The organism is Streptomyces spinosisporus (assembly GCF_022698145.1).
GTDB lineage: Bacteria > Actinomycetota > Actinomycetes > Streptomycetales > Streptomycetaceae > Streptomyces > Streptomyces spinosisporus.
The window spans coordinates 142913-165070 of the sequence record NZ_JALDAX010000019.1 but is presented as its reverse complement, the minus strand read 5'-3'; the positions used below and the strand labels follow the sequence as shown (position 1 = coordinate 165070).

Genomic DNA, 22158 nt, shown 5'->3' with positions numbered 1-22158 from the left:
AAGCTCTTGTTGGAGATCCACTTCATGAACCAGGCGATGACCGCGTACCCGGAGGCGAAGGCGATCACCGTCGCGAACAGCGTCGGACCCCAGGAGACATGGTCGCTCTCCATCGCGTCCTTGAGCTCGAACAGACCGGAGGCGAGCACCGCGGGGATCGCGAGGAGGAAGGAGTAACGGGCCGCCGCCTCGCGCCGGTAGCCCATGAACAGGCCGCCGCTGATGGTCGCGCCGGAGCGGGAGACGCCGGGGATCAGGGCGGCCGACTGGCACAGGCCGAAGACCAGCCCGTCCTTCACGCCCAGGTTCTCCAGGGTCTTGCGCTGTTTGGGCGCCCGGTGCCGGCCCCCCGTCTCGTCGCGCGCGGCCAGTCGGTCGGCGACGCCGATGACCACGCCGACGACGATCAGCATCGTCGCGGTGATCCGGAGATCGCGGAACGGCCCCTCGATCTGGTCCTTGAACAGCAGCCCGAGCACCCCGATCGGGATCGAGCCGACGATCACCAGCCAGCCCATCTGCGCGTCGTGGTCCCTGCGCATCTTCTTGTCGGCCAGCGAGCGCGCCCACGCCGAGACGATCCGGCCGATGTCCCTGCGGAAGTAGATCAGCACGGCCGACTCGGTGCCGATCTGCGTGATCGCCGTGAACGCCGCCCCCGGGTCCTTCCAGCCGGAGAAGGCGGCGGTCAGCCGCAGATGCGCGCTGGAGGAGACGGGGAGGAACTCGGTCAGCCCCTGGACGAGTCCGAGGACGAGTGATTCAAACCAGGACATGACGTCAGGGAGTCCAAGTGCTGATCGTGGAAGGGCGCAGGGCGCACCGCACCGGCGGGCGTGGAGATCACGGGCAGCGTAGCGTCCCCGAGTGACAGGCCCGGCACGGGGGTTGTGGGCGCCGCCCCGTCGTCTCAGGCGGCCGACGGCCCCGAGACCGTCCAGCCCTCGGCCTGCGGATGGGCCGTCAGATCCTCGTGACGCACCGCCTCGCCGCAGGCCCCGCAGGTGACGACGGGGACCAGTTCACTGCCGCAGATGTGCTCGATCACCATCGGGCGGTCGTCCTCCGTGCGCAGATGGCGGTCTCCCCACTCCATGAGCGTCATCAGGACCGGCTCGAGGTCGAGTCCCGCCTGCGTGGGCCGGTACTCGAAGCGCTGCGGACGCTCGCTGTAGACGCGCTTGGCGAGGATCCCGGCGTCGACGAGGCGGCGCAGCCGGGTGGCCAGGATGTCGCGCGGGGCGCCGATGTTGCGCACCAGCTGGTCGAAGCGGCCGTTGCCCAGGCACACCTCCCGCAGGACGAGGAGTGAGTACTTCTCGCCGACCAGCGCGAGCGTGTCGGCGATGGAGCAGGGACGCGGATCTTTCGGGGCGGCCATGAGGCCCAGTCTAGAGGAGGGTTTGTTTTTCCAACTCACGGAGTTATGGTGAGTTTGGATTTCCTACTCACTGGTAATCGGTCATTGCTCGTCCTGGAGGCCCGCACATGCGTGACGCCGTCGTCGTCGAAGCCGTACGCACCCCGATAGGCAAGGGCAAGCCCGGTGGCGCCCTCGCCCACGTCCATCCCGTCGAGCTCCTCGCCCACACCCTGCGCACCCTCGTCGAACGCTCGGGCGTCGACCCCGCGCTGATCGACGACGTCATCGGCGGGACCGTCGACCAGGTCGGCGAACAGGCCATGAACACCACCCGCTACGCCGTCCTGTCGGCCGGCTTCCCCGAGACCGTCCCGGCGACCACCGTGGACCGCCAGTGCGGCTCCTCCCAGCAGGCCGTGCACTTCGCCGCGCAGGGCGTCATGGCGGGCGCGTACGACATCGTCGTGGCGTGCGGTCTGGAGTCGATGAGCCGGGTGCCGATGTGGTCGAACGTGCCGGAGGGCAAGGACCCCTTCGGCCCCAAAGTCGCCGAGCGCTATCCAGAGGGCCTGGTCCCGCAGGGCATCAGCGCCGAGCTCATCGCCGCCAAGTGGTCGATCTCCCGCGAGCAGATGGACTCCTTCGCCGTCTCCTCGCACCACAAGGCCGCCGCCGCCTGGCAGCAGGGTCTGTTCGACGCCGAGGTCGCGCCCCTGGAGGGCGTCACGCGCGACGAGTGCATCCGGCCCGGCAGTACCACCGAGATCCTCGCCGGCCTCAGGCCCGCCTACCACGACCCCGCCTTCGCCGAGCGCTTCCCGCAGATCGAGTGGAACGTCACCGCGGGCAACGCGAGCCCCATCAACGACGGCGCCTCCGCCGTGCTCATCATGGCCGGCGAGACCGCGGCCCGCCTCGGGCTGCGCCCGCTCGCACGGCTGCACAGCTTCGCCGTCACCGGCAGCGACCCGCTGCTGATGCTCACGGGCGTCGTGCCGGCGACCGAGAAGGTGCTGCGCAGGGCGGGTCTGCGGCTCGACGACATCGACCTGTTCGAGGTCAACGAGGCGTTCTCCAGCGTCGTCCTGGCCTGGCAGCAGGAGACGGGCGCCGACCTCGGCAAGGTCAACGTGCACGGCGGCGCGATCGCCATCGGCCATCCGCTGGGGGCCAGCGGCGCCCGCCTGACGACGACCCTCGTGCACGCCATGCGCGCGCGTGGCGCGCGTTACGCCCTGCAGACGATGTGCGAGGCGGGCGGTCTGGCCAACGCGATGATCCTGGAAGCGGTGTAGACGATCCCGGAAGCGGTGTAGGCGATCCCGGAAGCCGTGTGGTGGACGCCTACCGGCTCCTGAGGTGGTGCCGCTTGCGCCAGGCCACCACCGCGGCCACCAGGGCCGGTACGGCGATGCACGCCATGGCGATCAGGAAGGCGGGCGACGTCGGCGCGGAGGCGCGGGCGCCGGCCACGACGTAGGCGGCGGTATTCGGGATGGAACCGAGCGCCGTCGCGAGCAGGAAGGGCAGCCAGCCCATGCGGGAGACCGAGGCGCAGTAGTTCGCCGCCCAGAACGGCACCCCCGGGAAGAGCCGGACCGCCATCATCGAGCGGAAGCCGTGCCTGCTCAGCTGTCCGTCCGCGGCGTTCAGCAGTCTGCCCCGCAGCAGCGGGCGCAGCGCGTCCTGGCCGAGTACACGGCCGAGGCCGAAGGCGATCCCGGCGCCCAGGACCGTGCCCGCCAGCGCGGCGCCGGTGCCGAGCTGGGAGCCGAAGAGCGCACCCGCCGCGAGGTTCAGCAGCGGCCGCGGCACGAAGGCCACGGTGCACAGGCCGTACGCCACCGCGAAGACCACGGTCGCCGCGGCCCCGTCGAGCTGCGGCGGCCAGCCGTGCGCCAGCAGCCGCTGCGGCTCGTAGATCAGCACGGCGCTCGCGGCGGCGGCGAGCAGGACGACGAGAAGCGACAGCCGCGTCCACGGCGAGAGCAGCACGCGCGTGCAGCGCACGCTCAGGCCCGAGGGCGCGGGTGCGGCGACGGCGAGCTCCGTGGCGGTGGCCCGGGGAGAGGCCGTGGCGGTGCCCCCAGAGCGGGTGGTGGCATCGAGCATCCGGTGACACTAACCGACATATGTGTGTGATCGCCGTATGGTTCGTCTCATGAGCGTCACAGGTGCGGGCATTCCGGATGTGCCGTCCAGCACACTCGCCGACACCGTCCTGCAGCGGCTCGCCGCCGTCTACGCCCCGGCCGCCGACCCCCAACGGGCCGCGCCCATGCGGGCGTACATGAAGGACGTGGCCCCCTTCCTCGGCCTGACCACGCCCGTGCGCCGGAGCCTGTCCCGCACGGTCCTGGAGGGCCTGCCGCGCCCCACGGAGGCCGACTGCAGAGCGATCGCGCTGCGCTGCTGGCAGCTGCCCGAGCGCGAGTACCACTACTTCGCCGTCGACTATCTGCGCCGCCACGCGCGCGTGTGCTCCTCCGGCTTCCTGCCGGTGGCCCGGCACCTCGTCTCCACCGTCCCCTGGTGGGACACGGTCGATCTCCTCGCCGCCCATGTGGTGGGCGCGCTGGTGGCGGCCGATCCCGCGCTGAAGGCGGACATGGACCAGTGGATCGTGGACGACGACCTGTGGGTCGCCCGCACCGCCCTGCTGCACCAGCTGCGTCACAAGGAACACACCGACACCGAACGCCTCTTCACCTACTGCCTGCGCCAGTCCGGGCACCCCGACTTCTTCATCCGCAAGGCCATCGGCTGGTGTCTGCGCGAATACGCCAAGACCGATCCCGAGGCCGTACGGACGTTCCTCGCGCGCGAACGCGGGCGGTTCGCACCGCTGTCGGTCCGCGAGGCCCTGAAGAACATCGGCCCCTGAACGCGCACGTCCCCGAACTCGGCCCGGCGGAAAACCATTCGACGTCCGACGACGCGTCGGCGATGATCGACGTCATGTTCCGGTACGCCTTCCACCTCGCAGCATCCGCGGTCGCGGATGCCCCGAAGGCTGCCGTTCCCACACTCGTCGCCGCAGTCGACGGCGCCCGAAGCTGACCCTCTCCGGAACGTCCGGCGGACCCCGCAGGGGGAGGGTCGGCACGTCCTTGGGGTCCTGATCTTCCTGATCTCTCCTACGAAGAGGCTTCGAGGTACCGCCATGTCCAAGACGGCGTACGTGCGCACCAAACCGCATCTCAACATCGGCACCATGGGCCACGTCGACCACGGCAAGACCACCCTGACCGCCGCCATCACCAAGGTGCTGGCCGAGCGCGGCACCGGCACCTTCATGCCGTTCGACCGCATCGACCGCGCTCCGGAGGAGGCCGCCCGCGGCATCACCATCAACATCGCGCACGTCGAGTACGAGACCGACACCCGCCACTACGCGCACGTGGACATGCCGGGCCATGCCGACTACGTCAAGAACATGGTCACCGGCGCCGCGCAGCTCGACGGGGCGATCCTCGTCGTCTCCGCCGTCGACGGGATCATGCCGCAGACGGCCGAACACGTGCTGCTCGCGCGGCAGGTGGGCGTGGACCACATCGTCGTCGCGATCAACAAGGCGGACGCGGGCGACGAGGAGCTCACCGACCTCGTCGAGCTGGAGGTCCGCGAACTGCTCACCGCGCAGGGCTACGGCGGCGACTCCGTGCCCGTCGTACGGGTCTCCGGGCTCAGGGCCCTGGAGGGCGACCCGCGCTGGACGGCGTCCGTCGAGGCGCTGCTCGACGCCGTGGACACCTATGTGCCCATGCCCGAGCGGTACTTGGACGCGCCGTTCCTGCTGCCCGTGGAGAACGTGCTCACCATCACCGGCCGGGGGACCGTGGTGACGGGTGCGGTCGAGCGGGGAGTCGTCCGCATGGGCGACCGGGTCGACGTGCTGGGCGCCGGGCTGGAGACCGTCGTCACCGGCCTGGAGACCTTCGGCAAGCCGATGGAGGAGGCGCAGGCCGGGGACAACGTGGCGCTGCTGCTGCGCGGGGTGCCGCGGGACGCGGTCCGGCGCGGGCACGTCGTCGCCGCGCCCGGCAGCGTGGCGCCCAGCCGGCGCTTCTCCGCGCGCGTGTACGTCCTGTCCACGCGCGAGGGCGGACGCACCACCCCGGTGTCGACCGGCTACCGGCCGCAGTTCTACATCCGCACCGCGGACGTGGTCGGCGACGTCGACCTCGGCGAGACGGCCGTCGCCCGGCCCGGCGACACGGTGACCATGACCGTCGAGCTGGGGCGGGACGTGCCGCTGGAGCCGGGGCTCGGATTCGCCATCCGTGAGGGTGGTCGGACCGTGGGCGCGGGCACGGTCACCGCGGTCGGCTGACCGTGTGCGGCGCCCGCCGCTTCGGGGGCGGGCGCCGCGTGCCCGGGCCGGTGATGGAGGCGGAACCGTCTGCTCCGCCTCCCGCTCCCGGCACAATGGAGCCGTGGACGAGCCCATACCCGTGACCCGCGACGTCGATCACGGGACCGCCAAGCTGATGCCCGACGTCGACCGGGCGCGGGCCTGGCTGCTGACGGTCGACGGGGCGCCCCAGTCCTACGTGGACCTGGACGCGCCGGAGCACCTGGAGTTCGAGTACGCGCGGCGGCTCGGGCATGTCCTGGACACGGTGGCGGCGCCGGGGGTGCCGATGGACGTGCTGCACCTCGGCGGGGGAGCGCTCACCCTTCCCCGCTACCTGGCCGCGACCCGGCCCGGCTCGCGGCAGGACGTCGTCGAGGCGGACCGCGCCCTTCTCGACCTGGTCGTGGAGCACCTTCCGCTCCCACCGGACGCCGGCATCACCCTGCACACCGCCGACGCGCGCGCCTGGCTGGAAGCGGCCCCGGCCGACTCCGCCGACGTGCTCGTCGCCGACGTCTTCGGCGGCTCCCGCGTCCCCGCACACCTCACCTCACTCGCCTACGCCCGCGAGGCCGCACGCGTGCTGCGCGAGGGAGGGGTCTACCTGGCCAACCTCGCCGACGCCACGCCCTTCACCTTCCTGCGCTCCCAACTCGCCACCTTCGCCGCGGTGTTCGAGGAACTCGTCCTCATCGCAGAACCAGCCGTCCTACGCGGCCGCCGCTTCGGCAACGCAGTCCTCGCCGCCGCCCACCACCCCCTCGACACCCCCACCCTGGCCCGCCTCACCGCCTCCGACACCTTCCCGGCCCGAGTCGAACACGGCCCGAGAATCCGCGAACTCACCGCGGGGGCGCACCCGGTACGAGACGAGGAGGCGGTTCCGTCACCGGAGCCGCCGGGTGGGGCGTTTGGGGTTGGTTGAGGGGGGCTCTGATTTGGGGGTTGGTCGTCGGGGGCGCGGCTGTTGGGGTGTCCGGGCGGGGGCTTGGTGTCCGGTTGGGGGGCGGGGTCCAGAGGTTTGTCGCCGACGCGCAGCCGGTGTGGGACGAGGAGGCGGGTCCGTCGCCGGAGCCGCCGGGTGGGGCGTTCGGTCTTGGCCCAAGGAGCGGGCCCCCGGGGTTCGTTCGGGGCGCAGCTGGTGCGGGATGCGGATGCGGTGGCGTCGCCGGTGCCGACGGGCCGGAGGGGTGCCAGTTGACGGGGGCGGGGTTCGAAGGTTGGTCGCCGACGCGTAACCGGTGCGGGACGAGGGCGCGGGTTCGTCGCCGGGGCCGCCGGGCGGGGTGTTCGGGTCGGTTGTGGGCGGCGAGATGCGGCGGTTCGTCGTCGGGGGCGTAGCCGGTGCGGGGCTGTGGGGTACGTGCGGTTACCCAGGCCCGGCGACGGGGCGTTCCCGGTGTTCGGGGGTTGCCGGGTCCTCTGTGGGCGGTGGTGTGTGGTTCAGGATCGGTCTGGTGGTTCGGCGGAGGTTGCGTACGTCCGGGACGCACAGGACCGCGGCCGTGACCAGGACGACCAGGGCGGAGCAGCCCCACAAGGAGGCCGTGCGGCCGAAGGCGTCCTCCGAGGGGCCCGCCAGAGCCGTCGCCAAGGGCACCAGGGCGATCGAGCCGAACCAGTCGTAGGCGGAGACCCGGGAGAGCTTGTCCTCCGGTATCTCCTGGTGGAGGGCCGTCATCCACGACACCCCGAACACCTCGACCAAAGTGCCCGACAACAGCATCACCGCGCACAGCACGCCCACGGGGACCGGGACGGCGAGTGCCGCGGAGGGCAGGGCCATCGGGAAGACGCACAGGGTGCCCGCGAGGAGGAGGCGGCGCGGTTTCCAGCGGGTCATCAGCAGGGCGCCGCAGACGGTGCCCGCGCCGAAGAACGCGAGAGCCAGGCCCCACGGTCCGGCTCCTCCCAGGTCGTCGCGGGCGACGAGCGGGCCGTAGACGGCGTCCGCGGCGCCCACCACGGCGTTGGCGATCGAGAACTGGACGACGATGCCCCACAGCCACGGACGGCCGGTGAACTCCCGCCACCCGTCCCGGAGATCGGCGAGCAGCCCACCACCGGGCGCGCGCGCCGGAACATGGCTGACGTCGATGAAGGACCGCAGCGCCCCGGCGACCGCGAACGCCGCCGCGTCCGCCGCGAGCACCCAGCCGGGCCCGACCAGGGCGACCATGGCACCGCCGAGCGCGGCGCCGCCCAGACCGGCCCCCTGCATCGCCATCCGGAACACCGCGAAGGCGCGGCTCGCCTGCTCCCCCTGGACCGACGACATCAGCATGCCCTCGGCCGCCGGGCCGAAGAACGCCTGACCGGTGCCGCCGAGCGCGGTCAGCAGCATCATCTGCCACAGCTGCGGGTGCCCGGTGAGGACGAGGACCGCGAAGGCGGCCTGCGACAGGCAGTTGAGGGCGTTGGCCGCGACCATCACCCGATGCCGCGGCAGCCGGTCCGCCACCGCTCCGCCGATCAGCAGGAACACCACGAGCGGCAGCGTGCGGGAGGCGGCCACCAGACCCACGTCCCCGCCGTCGCCGCCCGCGTCCAGCACGGCGAACGCGGCGGCGATCAGTGCGCCGTTGCCACCGAGGCCGGTGATCACGGCGGCGGCGGTCAACAGGCCGTAGTTGCGTCCCGCCCACGCGGGACGCGACCGGCCGGGAGCGGAGGCGGAGTGTTTGGTCACTTCCGAACTATGGCCAGCGACCCCGCCCCAGGACAAACCGATAAGGCCCCGCCCCGGGGCAGACCGACAACTCAGCCGCCGGTCGGCTCGCCGGACAGCCGTACGGTGCTCAGGATCTTCATGATCGTCTTGTCCGGGACCTCACCCTTGACGCCGGTCGCGCCGTAGAGATTCCAGGCCACGAAGTCGCCCGCGGAGTTCTTGAAGCCGAACGAGATGGCCTTGCCGTCGCTCGCGCACTTCGACTTGCCGATCTGCGGGCTGTTGTGCGAGCGGGCCCAGGCGTAGCTGCCCGTGATGCCGGCGGCCGTCGTGTACTTCTTGGCCTTCTTGTCGAAGGTGAGGCTCTTCTTGTCCGGCTGGGTGTAGCCACCGAAGACCCACCACGGCACCTGGTTCACGGCGACCTCGTCGGTGCTCTTCGCACCGTCCGCGCCCTTGGTGCCCACGGCGGCGAGCGCCGTGTCGTCCGACGTGCCGTCCTTGTTGGCGTCCGAGGTGCACCACTTGGACTTGTAGTAGGCCGGTGCGGACATCACGATGAGCGGCTTGCTGCCCGGGTCCTTGCTGTCGTCCTCGAAGCCGATGGTCGTACCGGGGGACTCGATCTCCCAGTCCGCCGGTACGTCGAACGCGGTGCCCCACTTGGGGTTCACGACGACCTTCCAGCCCGGAATGGTCGCCTTCAGGCCCTCGCCGCCACGCGGGTTGTCGTCCGAACCGGACGCCGAGGCGCTCGCCTCGGACGACGCGGGAGGCGACTGCCGGACCTTCTTGCCCGAGCCGCCGTCCGCCTTGTCGTCGTTGTCGCCGCCGAGCACCAGGAAGCCGGTGACACCCGCCGCCACGACCACGGCCGTGGCCGCCACGATCGCCACCAGCTTCGTCCGGTTGCCGCCACCGCCACCGCTGCCGCCGGCCCCGGTCGGAGGCTGCGGGGTGCCCGGCGCGCCGGGCGGGCCCCACTGCGGCTGCTGCCCATAGGTGTTGGGCTGCTGGTACCCGGGCTGCTGATACGGATTCGGCTGCTGGTACCCCGGCTGCTGGTACGGGTTGTTCTGCGCAGAGGGGTTCTGCCCCTGCGGATTCTGCTCGCCCCCGGGCGGCTGCTGTCCTGGCCACATGAAGAGCCACCCTAGTGCCGTCCCGGACACGATTCGGTCACTGTGGCTCGTCGAGGCCGTAGCAAAACAGGGCCCTCAGGATTCCTCGGGAGGCGTGTACAGACGTACGGTGCCCAGGATTTTCCTGACCGTCGCGTCCGGGACCTCCTCGCCGACCCCCCTCGCGCCGACGAACGACCAGGACGCGAAGTCGCCCTCGCCGTTCTTGAAGGCGAAGGTCGTCGCCTTGCCGTCGGAGTCGCACTTGTGCGCTTTCGTCACCCCGGCCGACCGCGAGGTGGCGACGCTGCCGACCAGGCCGGAAGCGGTGGTGAAGGCCGTGACCGGACCGGTGGTGACCTTCTTGTGGTCGGGCTGGGCGTACGCGCCGTAGACCCAGGCCGCCGCGTCCGAGCGGGCCGCCTCCTCGGTGCTCCTGGCCCCGTTGTTCTTCCGTGTGCCGACGCTGGCCAGGGGCGTGTTGTCGACCTGGCCGTCCTTGTCGTCGTCGGAGGTGCACCACTTCTCCTTGAGGAGGGCGGGCGCCTTCATGGCGACGAGCGGCTTGTCCTCGGGATCGTCGTCCTCCGCGACGTACGACACCCAACCCGGCGACTGCAGGGCCCAGTTGGCCGGTACGTCGAAGGCGATGCCCGCGTCGGGGTTCACCACGACCTGCCAGCCGGCGACGGTGGGCTTCGGTGCGTCGCCGCTCCGCGGGTCGGTCGACGAGGTGGGTGATGCCGAGGTCGCGGTCGGCCCCGGATCGGCCCCGTCGTCGCTGCCGCCGCCCAGCACCACGGCCCCGGTCACCGCGGCGGCCACCACGACGACGGCTGCTGTTGTGATGGCAATCACCTTGGTGCGGCCGCCGCCCGGCGGCCGGGGCGCCGGGGCCGCGACGGTCGGCGGCTGGGCGGCGTACGGGTTCGGCTGCTGGTATCCGGGCTGCTGGTACGGGTTGCCCTGGGCCGGCTGCTGCGGTTGCTGACCGTCCCCCGGCGACTGCTGTCCTGGCCACATGGGTCGTAACGATACGACGATCATCGAACACGTCTGGTCAGTGGAGGCTACTCATGGGTAACCTCCCCTCATGAGCGCAGACCAGATGTCGATCGGCGAGATGCTCGCCGCGACCGTGCCGATGGCCCGGACCCTGAACCTCGAGTTCCTGGAGACCACGCCGGAGAAGGCCGTCGTGGCCCTGCCGGACCAGAGCGAGTACCACAACCATGTGGGCGGGCCGCACGCCGGCGCGATGTTCACGCTCGGGGAGTCCGCGAGCGGGGCGATCGTGCTGGCCGCGTTCGGGGAGCAGCTCGCGCGGGCCGTGCCGCTCGCGGTGAGCGCCGAGATCGCGTACAAGAAGCTGGCGATGGGTGCCGTCACCGCCACCGCCACCCTGGGCCGTCCCGCCGCCGACGTCGTCGCGGAGCTGGACGCGGGGGAGCGCCCCGAGTTCCCGGTGTCGATCGAGATCCGGCGCGCGGACGACGCCGTCACCGGCGAGATGACCGTCGTGTGGACGCTGCGCCCCAACGGCTGAGCGCCCCGGCGCGTGCAAAAGGCCCGGGGGTGTGCGGTGTTCCCGGGCCTTCGGTGGGCCATCAGGCCGCCGGTCGGCTGTGTTCGCCGACGGTGCCGCCGTCCAGTGCGGCCACGAACTCCTTGAGCCAGGCGACGAATTCGGGGCCGAGGTCGTCCCGGTCGCAGGCGAGGCGGACCACCGTGCGCAGATAGTCGGCCTTGTCGCCGGTGTCGTAGCGCAGTCCGTCGAAGACGACGCCGTGCACCGTGCCGCTCGTGGCCAGTTCCCGTAGGGCGTCGGTGAGTTGGATCTCGCCGCCCCGGCCGGGCGGGGTGCGCTCCAGGGTGTCGAAGACGGCCGGTTCGAGGACGTAGCGCCCGATGACCGCGTAACTGCTCGGTGCGTCCCGGCGCGACGGCTTCTCCACCAGACCGGTGACCCGGACGACATCGTCCTCGCCGGTGGTCTCCACGGCCGCGCAGCCGTAGAGATGGATCTGCTCCGGCGCGACCTTCATGAGGGCGATCACGCTGCCCCCGTGGCGGTCGCGCACGTCGAGCATCCGGCTCAGCAGTGTCTCGCGCGGGTCGATCAGGTCGTCGCCGAGCAGGACCGCGAAGGGCTGGTCGCCGACGTGGCGGCGGGCGCACAGGACCGCGTGCCCGAGGCCGAGGGGCTCGCCCTGGCGGATGTGGTGGATGCCGGCCAGCCGGGCAGGGTCGCGCACGGCGTCCAGGCGTACGGCGTCTCCCTTGGCCGCGAGCGCCTGCTCCAGTTCGAAGGCGCTGTCGAAGTGGTCCTCGATGGCGCGCTTGTGGCGGCCGGTGACCATGAGGATGTCGTCGAGACCGGCCGCGGCCGCCTCCTCGACGACGTACTGGATGGCCGGCTTGTCGACGACCGGCAGCATTTCCTTGGGAGTTGCCTTGGTCGCGGGCAGGAAACGTGTGCCGAGTCCGGCGGCCGGGACGACCGCCTTGCGGACGGCGCGTGCGGGGGTGCCGGCAGAGGAGTGGGGGGAGGTCATGCGGCCCATGCTGGCGCACGCCGATGAGAGCAGGCCGAGAGAAACTTCGGAACTCGCTGTGGGTACGCGGGCGGTGGAGATTCGGTGTATTTCGAATGCGGGTGCGGGTACCGCCGGTAACTTATTTGAAGTTTCCGCTTTTTGAACAGGAGTCACTCGAACTTCTTGTTTCCTGTGCGTCAATTGTGCGAAAGTGAGCGGCCCCATAGCGGACCCACGGATGCGCTTTCCACCGTCCTGCGGCTCGGAAGGAATTGGTTCAGTGCAATCCCCTCACCCCCCACGACCGCCGTACCCGCCACGCCCGGGATCGGGCGCCACCGAGTCCGACCGCGATCTCCTCGCACGGCTGACCGAGGGCCCCGACAGCGGCCGTGCGACCGCGCTGCTGCTGGCCCGGCACTGGCGCGCGGCCTTCGACTACGCCGTCATCTGCTGTGCGTCCGGGGAGGATCCGGCGTCCATGGCCGCGGCCGCCGCGTTCCAGCGGGTCCTCGGGCGGCCGGCCGACGGCGCGCTGCGGCCACAACTCCTCACCGCCGTGCGCGACACGGTCAAGGAGTGGGCGGCGGATGACGGTATTTCCGTTCTTCTGCCGGAACTCCGCAAACCGACCGGAGGGCGCGGACTGCGTGCCGCGCGGTCCGTGACCCCGGAAAGGCGGCGCCTCGCGGAGCGGGCGTTCGGTGCCCTTCCGGGAGCCTCGCAATGTCTGCTGTGGCACACCGAGGTGGAGGCGGAGCCCATATCCGTACCGGCTGGTCTGTTGGGGGTGGATCCGGGCACCGCGAGAGCCGCCCTGGACCAGGCACGCGAGCAATTCCGGGCGGGCTGTGTACGCGCCCACGGGGAACTCGCGCCCGGCAAGGAATGCCGTTTCTACAACCGCCTCCTGGACGTTCCGATACGCCGGGGCGGCGCCCTGCTCCCCGATGTCCAGCAGCATCTGATGGCATGCCGGTACTGCCGTCACGCCGCCGAACAACTCAGCCATTTCGAGGGCGGCCTCGAGGAACTGCTCGCCGAGACCGTGCTCGGCTGGGGAGCCCGGCGCTATCTCGACTCCCGTCCCCGCCGCGGCGGCAGCAGGCCACTGACCGCCGGACGCGGCCCCCTGCGGCCCGACGGCATCGGACGCCACCGCCCGGGCCCGTCGCGCAGGCACACCACGGCGGTCGCCGTGGGCGTCGGTGTGGCGGCCCTCGCCCTGCTCGCCACCGTTCTGGTCAGCAAGGGCTGGACCGACGACAACGGCGTTCCCGGCCCCGGGGCCACCTGGGGTGCGCAGGGCGGCAGTTCGCAGCATCCGTCGCGCTCCGCGGACGGCAGCTCCGCGGACGGCAGCTACACGGGCGGCATCTCCACGGGTGCCACCTCCGCGAGCGGCAGCTCTGCCGACGGCTCCCCGTCGGCCGCCTCCGTGGGGCGGCCCGTCGAGATCGGGCACGGCAGACTGCGCAACCCGGCGTCCGGCCGCTGTCTCGACATCGGCGGCGGCGAGGCCGTTTCCGGCGCGGCGGCCGTACTGGCGGCCTGCTCCTCCGACGCCTCCCAGCAATGGTCGTACCAGGCCGACGGTCTGCTGCGCAGCGGCGCCGACCCCGCCCTGTGTCTCGACTCCGGCTCGGCCGCCGAGCCGTCGGTGCTGCTCGTCGGCTGCCCGGTGCACGGCGGCGAGATGCGTTACGACCTCACCGTCCGCGGCGAACTCCTGCTGCGCGACGGCGACGGGCTCCTCCTCGCACCCGGTACGGGCGCGGCAGCGGCGCGGGTCGTGGTCATGGCGCGGGACGGTTCCGTCGGGCAGCGGTGGGTGCTGGACGCCGGGGACGGTGACGCGGACGGTGACAGGGACGGCAACGGTGGATCCCGCGAGGGCGCTCACTCCGAGCGTCAGGACTCTCCCGGCAGCACGCCGAAGTCGCCCAACTTCCAGTTCCCGCCGGACAGTTCCGCAGGAGAGTCGTACGAGGTGCGCTTCGCCCAGGTCGGCGACGACACCGCACCCTCCGCACGGTCCGAGACACCACTCGCCGGCGTACACACCCTGCAGGCCGACGTGTTGGGCACGGTTACCACCGCGGCGGACACCGTGGCGTCCTCCGTGGACACCGCGGCCCCGCCACGTGTCGGCATCCGGCCGTTTCCCGTCCGCTTGATTGACGCGAGTCACTGACGGTTCTAGTTTTCCCGCCGCACCCCCACGCACCGGAGGTGAACAAGTGATGCGCCGTGTCGTCATCGGCCTGATCGCCCTCGTGGCGGCGCTCGTCGCTCCCGTACCGGCCGCGCAGGCCGCGTCGGCGGGCGGGGGTACCGTCGTCCGCACCGAGGCGGGGCTGGTGCGTGGCGAAGTCACCGCCGAGGGGCGGCAGTTCCTCGGCATCCCGTACGCCGAACCGCCCGTCGACGCACTCCGCTGGCGCGCACCGCGGGCCGTGCGGCCCTGGCACGGGGTGCGCCCCGCACGGGACTTCGGCAACAAATGCGTACAGAACGCGAGTTGGGACCCCGGCTACGACCAGCCCTCGTACACCGAGGACTGTCTCGATTTGAACGTGTACGTCCCCGAGGGCTCCGCCCGGCGCCCGGTCCTGGTCTGGTTCCACGGCGGCGGGCTGACCGCCGGAGCCGGACAGGACGTCGTACCGGACGTGTTCGCCCGGCGGACGGGGACGGTCGTCGTGACCGTCAACTACCGCCTCGGCGCGATGGGTTTCCTCGCCGCGACGGGTCTCGACGACGAGGCGCGCGACGGGGTCTCCGGCAACTTCGGCATGCTCGACCAGCAGGCCGCGCTGCGCTGGGTGCGCGCCAACGTCGGCCGCTTCGGGGGCGATCCGGCCCGCGTCACCATCGCGGGCGAGTCGGCCGGCGGCCGCTCGGTCTGCACCCAGCTCGCCTCGCCGACGGCCAGGGGCCTGTTCCGCGCGGGCATCATCGAGAGCGGTGCCTACGGCGACTGCGGCGCACGTACGCACCAGGACGCGGTGGCTCAGGGAGCCGCCTTCGCCCAGAAGCTCGGCTGCGCGACCGTCGCGTGTCTGCGCGGGAAACCGGCCCGGGAGATCCTCGAGGCCCAGGGCGGCTTCGACTGGGCACCGGTGGTCGGCGGCGCCTTCCTGCCGGTGCAGCCCGAGCAGGCGATCGCGAACGGGACGGCGTCCCGGGTGCCGGTGATCAACGGCTCGAACAAGGACGAGGGGCGGCTGTTCGCCTTCTCCTCCTTCGACCTCGCCGGTACACCCCTGACGGCCGAGCAGTACCCGGGGGTGATGCGCGACAGCTTCGGCGACGAGGCCCTGCGGCGCTACCCGCTCGCCGCCTATCCGACGCCCACCATCGCCTACGCCACCGCGCTCGGCGACACCCTGTTCAGCTGCTCCGCGCTGCGGCTGGACGGCCTGCTCGCCGCCCGCGGTCCGGTCTACTCGTACGAGTTCGCCGACCGCACCTCCCCGCCCTTCGCCTCCCTGCGCGATCTGCACACCGACTTCGACTTCGGCGCGACCCACGTCAACGAGATCCAGTACCTCTTCAAGCACTTCGGGCTGGACTCGCCGCTGAACGCCGAGCAGAGGGCGCTGTCGCGGCAGATGGTGCAGTACTGGGGCTCCTTCGTGCGGACCGGCGTCCCGCGGGCCGAGGGGCAGCCCGCGATGCCCGGTCGTCCCGGCGTGGTGCTCTCCCTGAAGACCGCCTCCGAGGGCGGAAACACCCTGAGCGGATCCGTCCACGAGGACCATCGGTGTGATCTGTGGGACGGCGCTCCGGCACAGTGACCCGGTAGGCTTCCCGGCGTGCGCCCGATGCGGCGCGCGCCGGGAATGCAGGAGCAAAGGGTCACACAACGGGAGGACCGGCGTTGCACGTCCAGGAATGGCTCGACACGGTACCGGCGGGAGCCGTCTACGCGGTGGTGGCGCTGGTCATCGGCCTGGAGAGCCTGGGCATCCCGCTGCCGGGCGAGATCGTCCTGGTCTCGGCCGCCTTGCTGTCCTCCCACCACTCCGGCGTCAACCCGATCGTGCTCGGCGCCTGCGCCACCGCCGGGGCCGTGATCGGCGACTCCATCGGCTACGCGATCGGCCGCAAGGGCGGACGGCCGCTGCTGGCCTGGCTGGGCAAGAAGTTCCCGAGACACTTCAGCGAGGGGCACGTCGCCACCGCCGAGCGGTCCTTCGAGAAGTGGGGCATGTGGGCCGTCTTCTTCGGCCGCTTCGTCGCCCTGCTGCGGATCTTCGCCGGGCCGCTCGCGGGCGTGCTGCACATGCCGTACTGGAAGTTCCTGACCGCCAACCTCCTGGGTGGCATCTGCTGGGCGGGCGGCACGACGGCCGTCATCTACTACGTGGGCGTCGTCGCCGAGGACTGGCTCAAGAGGTTCTCCTACCTGGGCCTGGCGATCGCGGTCCTGATCGGCCTGACCTCCATGCTCATGATCAAGCGCAGGGCGAAGAAGGCGGCCGCGCATCGGGAGGCGAAGGAGCCGGCCGAGGCGGAGACCGTACCGGCGGTTGACTGAGCCGCAAGCCGACGCCCGGCCGGCTCCTTCGAGGTTCCTACGGCTTCTCGTGCACCTCGTGGTGCGCCTTCGCGAGTTCCGTGTAGAAGGTGCCGTTCAGCGTGACACCCTCGCGCTCCTCGGAGGTCAGCTCCCGCTTCACCTTGGCCGGTACTCCCGCCACCAGTGACCCCGGCGGCACCTGCATCCCCTGCGGCACCAGGGCCTGCGCGGCGACGAGCGAGCCCGCGCCGATGACGGCTCCGTTGAGCACGGTGGCGCCCATGCCGATCAGACAGTCGTCCCCGACGGTGGCCCCGTGCACCACGGCGTTGTGCCCCACGGACACCCGTGCACCGATGCTGACGGGAAAGCCGGGGTCGGCGTGGAGCGTGCAGTTGTCCTGGATGTTGGCCTGGGCGCCCACGGAGATCCGCTCGACGTCACCGCGCAGGACCGCGCCGTACCAGACGCTCGCCCCGGCCTCCAGCGTCACATCGCCGATCACCGACGCCGTGGGTGCCACGAAGGCCTCGTCGTCGATCCTCGGTTCCCTGCCGCCGATCCCCGTGATCAACGCCTTGTGCGTCATGGCCGCCCTCTCCTCGTCGTCGGTTCACACCGCACCGTAGGCGATGAACCCCCTGAGCAGCGCGCCGGGGCCGGGCGTCACCCGCCGCGGGTGGCCGCCGACCGCGGGTCACCTGCCGAGGGTGATGCGCGGCGGGCGGCCCGGCCCGACCGTGAGGGCATGGACAACACGACGCCGGGGCAGCGCCGGCCGGCACGGGCGTCACTGGCGGCCGCCACGGCGTCGGTGCTCGTCCTGGCCGTGTTCGCGGGGCTGAAGACCTTCGGCCTGCTGGCGGTGGGGCTCGCCGGTACGGTCATGACCGTCGCCGCCGTGTGGTGGCTTCTGACCCGGCGGGGTCCGTCCCGCCTGTTCGCGGCGCTGCTCGCGGTCGGCGCGCCCGTCTGGGTCGTCGTGTCGTACACGAGCGCCCACCTGGCCTGGGTCGTCGCGGTGGCCGGTGCCCTGTGGGTGCCGGCGCTCGGCGCAGGCCGCAGCGCCCTCGTCCGGGCCGACGCGTCCCTGCGGCCGACGGAGCATCCCGCGCCGCCGGTCGGCCACGCCGTGCTGATCATGAATCCGCGGTCGGGCGGCGGCAAGGTCGAGCGGTTCGGGCTGCGCGAGAAGGCCGAGTCCCTGGGCGCGCGGGTGCTGCTCCTGGAGGGGCCGGGGGAGACCGACGTGTCCGAGCTCGCCCGCAAGGCCGCGGCCGAGGGCGCCGATCTGCTCGGCGTCGCGGGCGGGGACGGCACCCAGGCCCTGGTCGCGGACGTCGCCGCCTCGCTCGGCGTCCCCTTCCTGGTGATCCCCGCCGGGACCCGCAACCACTTCGCCCGCGATCTCGGCCTGGACCGCGAGGATCCCGCCAAGGCCCTGGACGCCCTGCGCGACGGCGTGGAACTCAGGGTCGACCTGGGCCGGGCGGGCGTGCGCCCCTTCGTCAACAACGTCTCGTTCGGCGCCTACGCCGAGGTCGTGCAGAGCCCCGCCTACCGCGGCGAGAAGACCCGCACCACCCTGGAACTCCTCCCCGATCTGCTCCTGGGCCACGAGGGCGCCACCCTGACCGCCGTCGCGGGCGACACCCTCTTCACCGCGCCACAGGCCCTGCTCGTCAGCAACAACCCCTACGGCACCGGCGACATCGCGGGCCTCGGCCGCCGCGCCCGCCTCGACACCGCAGTGCTGGGCGCCGTCGGCGTGAACGTCACCAACGCCGCCCAGGCCGCAGGACTGCTCCGCGGCACCCGCGCCACCGGCCTGACCCGTGCAACGGCCACCGAGGTGGTCGTCGACGCGGACCGCCCCTCGATCCCGGCCGGCCTCGACGGCGAGGCCCTGATGCTCCCCGTCCCCGTACGCTGCACGATCCGTCCCCACGCACTACGAGTCCTGGTGCCACGCCACCGCCCGGGGATGCGCACGCCGAAGCCCCGGCTCGAGTGGGGACGGGTTGTCCGGATGGCGTTGCCGGCGGTGCGTGGTGGGCGGGGTGACGCCTCGGCCGGCGCCGTCACCCCGGTCGTGTGATGTGCCGTGCCGGGACCCGGGAGATGGTGGGCGTACCCGGGTCGCGGCAGCGGAGGTGACTCCCATGGGCACGGCAGACGAGCGCGGACCTGAGCGGGGCGGGGCGCGGGCCGGCGGCGACTTCGAGATCCGGATCAAGGGCAGGGTCGGCAGCGCCTTCCGGTCCGCCTTCGCCGAGTTGACGGTGACGGTCAACCCGCCGGAGACGGTCCTGCACGGCGCCGGACTCGACCAGGCCGCCCTGTACGGCATCCTGGACCGCATCCAGGCCCTCGGACTGGAACTCGTCGAGGTCCGACGGCTGAATGGGCCGTAAGACCCCCTTCCGCCCCGGAAGCCGAGCCTGCACCGTTGGGCGTGTACCACCCACCCGCCGAGGAGGTGAGGGACATGCCTGCGGTGCTTGGCCGTGTGACACGGCAGAAGAGCGCGAACTCCCCGGCCACCGACGTCCGTCGGGCGTCGGTTCTGCACGGGCAGCTGCGCGCCCTCGGCCGCAACGTACCCGGGGCGGACACCGCGGTGGCGACCTGCCTGGTGTGGGTCGCGGACACCCTCGTGGAGATCGCGAGCGCGCTGCGTGATCCGCGCAGTGCGGACGTTCCGGTGGACGAGGCGGCGGCCCAGCACTTGACGGAGCGTGAACACAGTGTCCTCGTACGGCTCCAGGAGGACGTGCCGCTCCGGCAGATCGGTCTGGACCTCTTCATCTCCCACAACACGGTGAAGACCCACGCACGCGCGGTGTACCGGAAACTCGGTGTCTCCTCGCGCACCCAGGCCCTGGACCGGGCGAGGCAACTGGGACTCCTGTGAACCCCAGCAATCAGGGTCCTCCCGAAGAGACCATCACCCCACTCTCAAGTCCCGCCGCACTCACAGCAGTTCGAGCTCGCGGGCTCGCCGTACCGCGGCCGATCGCCTGGTCACGGCGAGCTTGCGGTAGACGCCCTTGAGATGCGTCTTGACCGTGTTGACCGACAGATACAGGTCGGCGGCGATCTCTTCGGTCGTCATCATCTGCGCCAGCCGCCGCAGGACGTCGTACTCCCGTGCGCTCAGTTGCTCGACCGGCGGACGGTCGTCCTGTTCGCCGGGGCCCGGCGGAAGAGCCCGCCCGTCGGCCCCCGACGCCCTCAGCGTGTGGACCCGCGCCGCACAGACCGAGGCGGCGCACGCCTGCCGCACCGGCCTGCGCAGGTCCTCGGCGAGCCAGTCGGCGGAGTCCGGCAGGGCGGCCACGGCCTCGGGCGACGGCGGCGCCCCGCCCTCCAGCGCGCAGAGAAGCTGGGCCACGAGCGACCCCACCCCGGCCACGAACGGATCGGGCGCCGAGCGCAGGGCGCTGCGGGCCAGGGCGAGTTCGCCGCGCGCCCGCGCGCACTCGTACCGCACCAGACAGACCCAGGCCCGTACGACATGCAGGGCCGCCGCGGACGGGTCTTCGGGCGAACCCGCGGGCCGCGGCGCTCGCAGAGCGTGCCCGGCGAGCTCGTCCGCGACCCGGAACCGTCCGCGGAGCACTTCGAGCAGCGCGAGTTCGGCCAGGCACTCGCGGCGCAGCACACCGCTGCCGACGGCACCCGCGGCCTTCAGCCCGACCGTCAGGGAGGCCTCGGCCGCCTTGAGAGTGCCCTCCCGCAGTTCGGCGCGCCCGCGGATGGACAAGGCGAGCGCCTTGAGTTCGGGGCGGCCGGCCGGCAGGCCGTGCGGCATCCGCGCGAAGAGCTGCTCGGCGTCCGCCGCCGCCAGACGTGCGGCCTGCGGATCGCGGCACCTGTCCCGCACCATGCGGATGACGGCGTGCGTCAGCCGGCAGCGGGCGATCCGGTCGCTCTCGTCCGGCGGCAGCTCCGTGAGCAGCTTGTCGGCCAGCTCCAGGGCCTCGGCGCAGACCGGCTCCTCGCCGCGCCGGAGCGCGACGGCCGCGGCCACCAGGGCGCACTCGGCGTCCGGCGACTGCGCGGGCGGCAGCGTGTCGGCGAGGGGCGGTCGCACCAGCTCGCCGGGCAACCGGGCGTCGGTCAGGGCGAGTACGTCTCCGATCGCCAGCTGATGGACGACCAGACGGCCGGCGTAGCGCCGGTCGCCCGCGGACAGTGCATGGCACACCGCCTCGGCGAGCAGCCCGTGCTCGCCCAGCCAGACGGCGGCCCTGCGGTGCAGCCCGGGGATCAGATCCGGCGCCTCGTGGCGCAGACGCACCCGTAGGACGTCGGTGAACATGCGGTGGCAGCGGTACCAGCCGCGCCCGGCGTACTGCAGGAAGGAGTTGTGCTCGACGAGCGCCGGGAACTGCGCACCGGCCTCCTTGCCCGCGAGTTCGGTGGCCAGTTCGGCGTTGAGGTGGTCCAGCACGCTCGTGGCCACCAGGAGTCTGCGCATCTCGGGGCTCTGTCCGTCCAGGACCTCCTCGACGAGATAGCTGACGACCGCCTCGTCGTCGCCCGCGAACTGCGCCACGAACCGTTCGGGATGCGGGTGTTCGGCCATTGACATGGCGGCCAGACGCAGCCCCGCCGCCCAGCCGTCGGCGCGTTCGCGCAGCGTGCTGACGGCCGACCGGGACACCTCCACGCCGTGCTGGGCCAGCAGCGCCGCCGTCTCCCGGTCGTCGAAGGCGAGGTCGGCGGTGCGCAGTTCGGTCAGTTCGCCGGCCAGCCGGTGCCGGTGCAGATGCAGCGGCGGGTCCCGGCGCGAGAGCACCACCAGCCGCAGCACCGGGCCCGCGTGCCGCAGCAGCCGCGCGGTCCCGCGTGCCACGGGCGAGCCGGTCTCCGGCTGGAAGTCGTCCAGCACCAGGACGACCGGCTCCTTCCGCGCGGCGAGCGCGGCGGCCAACGAGGCGACCAGGAGGGGCTGTTCGGCACCGGGATCGCCACCGGGATCACCATGCGGCACATCCTCCTCGCCGGCCGGCGCCTCGCGCACGACGGCTTCTCGTACGGCCTCCTCGCCTACGACCGCATCCCGTACGGCCGTCTCGCGCGCGACTGCTTCCCGTACGACCGCATCCCGTACTGCCGCCGCCCGTGCCCCCGTCTCCCGTGCGACCGCCTCCCGCACGACCGCCCCGGGCAGTTCCGTCTCCGGCTGCAGTGCGTCCGGGAACGGCGGCAGGTCGACGCCCGCCTCGCGCAGCGCGGTTGGCACCCGGGACCAGAAGACGTCCGGTTCCTCTTCCGCGCCGTCGCAGGTGACCCAGGCGACGGGGCCGGGTGCCCTGTGGGTGTGGGCCCACTCCACGGCCAGCGCGGACTTTCCGGCGCCCACGGGGCCCACCACCACGGTCAACGGCCCGAGAACACCGCGGGCGAGACGGTCCGTGAGCCTGGGACGCGGCACGAGCCAGGCCGGCAGGGGTGGGACACCGACCTGGCTCGGGAGCCCAACCGCTGTGGAGGCGACGCGTGCGTCCGGCGGCCGCTGCCGCCCCGTCCACTCGTCCATCGCCGGGCACCTCGCTCTCCAAGCCGTCTGGTGCAC

The 22158-nt window shown here is 72.2% G+C and carries 20 protein-coding genes; 11 read left to right on the top strand and 9 right to left on the bottom strand.

Annotated elements, in window-relative coordinates; genetic code table 11:
- A partial coding sequence (locus tag MQN93_RS36240) for an undecaprenyl-diphosphate phosphatase (RefSeq protein ID WP_242712872.1) occupies positions 1-776 on the bottom strand: 776 nt, incomplete at its 3' end.
- A gap of 134 nt (positions 777-910) precedes the next feature.
- Positions 911-1381 carry a winged helix-turn-helix transcriptional regulator gene (locus MQN93_RS36235; RefSeq protein ID WP_016434048.1) on the bottom strand — a complete coding sequence of 157 codons (471 nt, stop codon included), beginning with the start codon at positions 1379-1381 and terminating at the stop codon, positions 911-913.
- A 107-nt stretch (positions 1382-1488) separates the two neighbouring features.
- Between MQN93_RS36235 and MQN93_RS36230 the strand changes: the two genes are divergently transcribed.
- Positions 1489-2658: a thiolase family protein gene (locus MQN93_RS36230; protein ID WP_016434047.1), complete on the top strand. Its 1170-nt coding sequence runs from the start codon at positions 1489-1491 to the stop codon at positions 2656-2658.
- 49 nt (positions 2659-2707) lie between these two features.
- Here MQN93_RS36230 and MQN93_RS36225 read toward each other — a convergent pair whose 3' ends face one another.
- Positions 2708-3475, bottom strand: a complete 768-nt coding sequence (locus MQN93_RS36225) for a TVP38/TMEM64 family protein (RefSeq protein ID WP_242712871.1) — start codon at positions 3473-3475, stop codon at positions 2708-2710.
- 49 nt (positions 3476-3524) lie between these two features.
- On the opposite strand from MQN93_RS36225, the gene MQN93_RS36220 reads away from it, so the two are divergent.
- The 3 genes from MQN93_RS36220 (at position 3525) to MQN93_RS36210 (ending at position 6645) form a co-directional block, all read left to right on the top strand.
- Positions 3525-4247 (top strand): DNA alkylation repair protein, encoded by a 723-nt coding sequence (locus MQN93_RS36220; RefSeq protein WP_242712870.1) that lies wholly within the window; start codon positions 3525-3527, stop codon positions 4245-4247.
- Between the two features lie 279 nt (positions 4248-4526).
- Positions 4527-5696, top strand: coding sequence for an elongation factor Tu (gene tuf, locus MQN93_RS36215; RefSeq protein ID WP_016434044.1), 1170 nt, complete (start codon positions 4527-4529; stop codon positions 5694-5696).
- Positions 5697-5799: 103 nt separating this feature from the next.
- The gene (locus tag MQN93_RS36210) at positions 5800-6645 is read left to right on the top strand and encodes a spermidine synthase (protein ID WP_242712869.1); all 846 of its coding nucleotides are present in this window, start codon (positions 5800-5802) and stop codon (positions 6643-6645) included.
- Between the two features lie 444 nt (positions 6646-7089).
- Here MQN93_RS36210 and MQN93_RS36205 read toward each other — a convergent pair whose 3' ends face one another.
- From MQN93_RS36205 to MQN93_RS36195, 3 genes are all read right to left on the bottom strand, one after another.
- Positions 7090-8409, bottom strand: coding sequence for an MFS transporter (locus MQN93_RS36205; RefSeq protein WP_242712868.1), 1320 nt, complete (start codon positions 8407-8409; stop codon positions 7090-7092).
- A gap of 71 nt (positions 8410-8480) precedes the next feature.
- Entirely contained in the window at positions 8481-9533 is a 1053-nt protein-coding gene (locus MQN93_RS36200) for a DUF8017 domain-containing protein (protein WP_016434041.1), read from the bottom strand.
- A 75-nt stretch (positions 9534-9608) separates the two neighbouring features.
- Positions 9609-10535, bottom strand: coding sequence for a DUF8017 domain-containing protein (locus MQN93_RS36195; RefSeq protein ID WP_016434040.1), 927 nt, complete (start codon positions 10533-10535; stop codon positions 9609-9611).
- Between the two features lie 70 nt (positions 10536-10605).
- Between MQN93_RS36195 and MQN93_RS36190 the strand changes: the two genes are divergently transcribed.
- The gene (locus MQN93_RS36190; protein ID WP_199786535.1) at positions 10606-11058 is read left to right on the top strand and encodes a DUF4442 domain-containing protein; all 453 of its coding nucleotides are present in this window, start codon (positions 10606-10608) and stop codon (positions 11056-11058) included.
- Positions 11059-11119: 61 nt separating this feature from the next.
- Here MQN93_RS36190 and galU read toward each other — a convergent pair whose 3' ends face one another.
- Entirely contained in the window at positions 11120-12067 is a 948-nt protein-coding gene (gene galU / locus MQN93_RS36185; protein WP_242712867.1) for a UTP--glucose-1-phosphate uridylyltransferase GalU, read from the bottom strand.
- Between the two features lie 262 nt (positions 12068-12329).
- On the opposite strand from galU, the gene MQN93_RS36180 reads away from it, so the two are divergent.
- From MQN93_RS36180 to MQN93_RS36170, 3 genes are all read left to right on the top strand, one after another.
- Positions 12330-14243: an RICIN domain-containing protein gene (locus MQN93_RS36180; RefSeq protein WP_242712866.1), complete on the top strand. Its 1914-nt coding sequence runs from the start codon at positions 12330-12332 to the stop codon at positions 14241-14243.
- Positions 14244-14292: 49 nt separating this feature from the next.
- Complete coding sequence (locus MQN93_RS36175; RefSeq protein ID WP_242712865.1) at positions 14293-15849, top strand: carboxylesterase/lipase family protein; 1557 nt, start codon at positions 14293-14295, stop codon at positions 15847-15849.
- A gap of 83 nt (positions 15850-15932) precedes the next feature.
- A complete protein-coding gene (locus MQN93_RS36170) occupies positions 15933-16592 on the top strand; it encodes a DedA family protein (protein ID WP_242712864.1) in 660 nt (219 codons plus the stop codon).
- A 37-nt stretch (positions 16593-16629) separates the two neighbouring features.
- On the opposite strand, the gene MQN93_RS36165 is transcribed toward MQN93_RS36170, so the two are convergent.
- Entirely contained in the window at positions 16630-17163 is a 534-nt protein-coding gene (locus tag MQN93_RS36165; protein ID WP_016434034.1) for a gamma carbonic anhydrase family protein, read from the bottom strand.
- A 159-nt stretch (positions 17164-17322) separates the two neighbouring features.
- Here MQN93_RS36165 and MQN93_RS36160 point away from each other — a divergent pair, with 159 nt between their 5' ends.
- The 3 genes from MQN93_RS36160 (at position 17323) to MQN93_RS36150 (ending at position 19488) form a co-directional block, all read left to right on the top strand.
- The gene (locus MQN93_RS36160) at positions 17323-18672 is read left to right on the top strand and encodes a diacylglycerol/lipid kinase family protein (protein WP_242712863.1); all 1350 of its coding nucleotides are present in this window, start codon (positions 17323-17325) and stop codon (positions 18670-18672) included.
- 64 nt (positions 18673-18736) lie between these two features.
- Positions 18737-18988 (top strand): DUF8691 family protein, encoded by a 252-nt coding sequence (locus MQN93_RS36155; RefSeq protein ID WP_016434032.1) that lies wholly within the window; start codon positions 18737-18739, stop codon positions 18986-18988.
- A gap of 74 nt (positions 18989-19062) precedes the next feature.
- Positions 19063-19488 (top strand): LuxR C-terminal-related transcriptional regulator, encoded by a 426-nt coding sequence (locus tag MQN93_RS36150; RefSeq protein ID WP_016434031.1) that lies wholly within the window; start codon positions 19063-19065, stop codon positions 19486-19488.
- A 60-nt stretch (positions 19489-19548) separates the two neighbouring features.
- Here MQN93_RS36150 and MQN93_RS36145 read toward each other — a convergent pair whose 3' ends face one another.
- Complete coding sequence (locus tag MQN93_RS36145) at positions 19549-22122, bottom strand: winged helix-turn-helix domain-containing protein (RefSeq protein ID WP_242712862.1); 2574 nt, start codon at positions 22120-22122, stop codon at positions 19549-19551.
- Positions 22123-22158 lie beyond the last annotated feature (36 nt).